The organism is Microbacterium sp. (genome assembly GCF_049661145.1).
In the GTDB taxonomy this organism is placed as follows: domain Bacteria; phylum Actinomycetota; class Actinomycetes; order Actinomycetales; family Microbacteriaceae; genus Microbacterium.
This window is the reverse complement of record NZ_JBASZT010000294.1, coordinates 1-1,970: the sequence shown is the minus strand read 5'-3', so window position 1 is coordinate 1,970 and position 1,970 is coordinate 1. Positions and strand designations below refer to the sequence as shown.

At 69.6% G+C, this 1,970-nt stretch carries 1 protein-coding gene; it reads right to left on the bottom strand.

Going from position 1 to position 1,970, the window contains the following annotated elements:
• Window positions 1–30 precede the first annotated feature (30 nt).
• On the bottom strand, window positions 31–1,970 hold a 1,940-nt coding region (locus WBP48_RS12510; protein ID WP_424440905.1), incomplete at its 5' end, for a DEAD/DEAH box helicase.

The window sequence follows — 1,970 nt, the reverse complement described above, 5'->3', positions numbered from 1 at the left end:
GCGCCGCGCGCCAGCGCGGGTCGCACCGGGCTACTCGACGAGCCCGCGGATGTCGTCGGCGGTCAGAGTGCCGGGCTCGAACGCTCCACCCTCATCGAGGACGCGCGAGAACAGCTGGGACTTGACCGCCTTCAGTTCCATCACCTTCTGCTCGATCGTCCCCCGCGCGACCATCCGGTACACGACGACGGGGCGTGTCTGTCCGAGCCGGTGCGTGCGGTCGATCGCCTGCGCCTCGACGGCGGGATTCCACCACGGGTCGAGAAGTACGACATAGTCCGCCTCGACGAGGTTGAGCCCGAAGCCGCCCGCCTTCAACGACACGAGGAACACCGGCGCCGTCCCCGACCGGAAGTCGTCGATCACCCGTTGCCGGTTCGTCGTGCTGCCGTCGAGGTACGCATAGTCGAGCCCCGCCGCCGTCACCGCCTCGCGCGCTCGCGACAGGAACCGGGTGAACTGGCTGACCACCAACACGCGGTGCCCCTCGGCATCCGCCTCGGTCAACAATTCCACGAGGGCTTCCAGTTTCGCCGACGGCGCCTCGCCCTCGTCGACGAGCGCCGGATCGAGCGCGAGCTGACGCAGCAGTGTCAGGGTCCGGAAGATCTGGAAGCCGTTGCCCGCCATATCGTCCACGAGCCCCAGCAGCTTCTGCCGCTCACGCTGCAACCGACGATCGTAGAGCTTGCGGTGCGCCGGGTGGAGGTCGAGCTCGAGGACCTGCTCCTGCTTGGCGGGAAGCTCCGCCGCGACGAGATCCTTCGTCCGCCGCAGCAGGAACGGGCGCACCCGTCGCTGCAGCGTCGCGAGGCGCTCCGCGTCGCCCTCGCGCTCGATGGGGGTGCGGTAGAACTCCGTGAAGTGCGTCCGCGCCCCCAGCAGTCCGGGGCACGCGAGCGAGACGAGCGCCCAGAACTCGAGGAGATTGTTCTCCAGCGGGGTACCCGTGACGGCGAGAGTGAACGGCACATCGAGCGAGCGCGCCGCGCGATACCCCTGAGACGCCGCATTCTTGATCTGCTGCGCCTCGTCGAGGATGAGCCCCGACCAGCCGATGCCGCGGTACTGCTCCGCTTCGATGCGGAACAGCGCGTAGCTCGTGACGACGACGTGCGCGCCGGCGACATGGTCGGCGAGGGACGTGCCCCGCCGCTTCTCGGTCGCCTCGACGGTCCGCACCACGAGGTCGGGCGCGAAGCGCGCGCACTCGGCAGCCCAGTTGCCCACAACGCTGGTGGGGGCGACGACCAGGAAGGGCGCCAGCTCGGCATCCTCGAGTCGCGCCCGCTCCATCATCGCGATGGTCTGCACGGTCTTGCCGAGGCCCATGTCGTCGGCGAGCACCCCGCCGAGCCCGTTCGTGCGCAGGAACTCGAGCCACGACAGCCCCGCCACCTGGTAGTCACGCAACTGCGCGCGCAGCGTCGGCGGTGGTTCGACGGGTGCGAGCGAAGCGGATGCCGACAGGGACTGCACCTTCAGCCACCACTGCGCCTCGTGAGCGGTGACGATGCCGAGCTCGCCGAGTTCGTCCCACAGGTCGAGTTGATAGCGGCTGATCGCGGGACTGTCGATCGGACGGTCGGAGAGGGCGCTGGCCTCGGCGATGATCTCCCGCAGCCGCTGCAGCTCGGGATCGTCGAGCGGGAAGTACGTGCCGCTCGGGAGGACGAGGATCGGCTCGTCGCGCGCGAGCGCCGTGAACAGTTCCGCGAAATCGACCGCCTCGCCGTCGATCGTGACGGTGACGTGCAGATCGAGCCAATCGTTGTCACGCGCCTGACCGTCCACCGAAACGACCGGCGCGCTCGTGGCGGCGCGGTAGTCGGGGGCGGTGGCGTTCTCGGTGATCCGCAGACCCTCGACCTCGCGCAGCCGCGGCAGCACTTCGGCGACGAAGATCGCCGTCGCCGTCGCCCCGAGCACGCGGTCGCGCAGGTCGTGCGCGTCATAGCGCGGGGCGGATG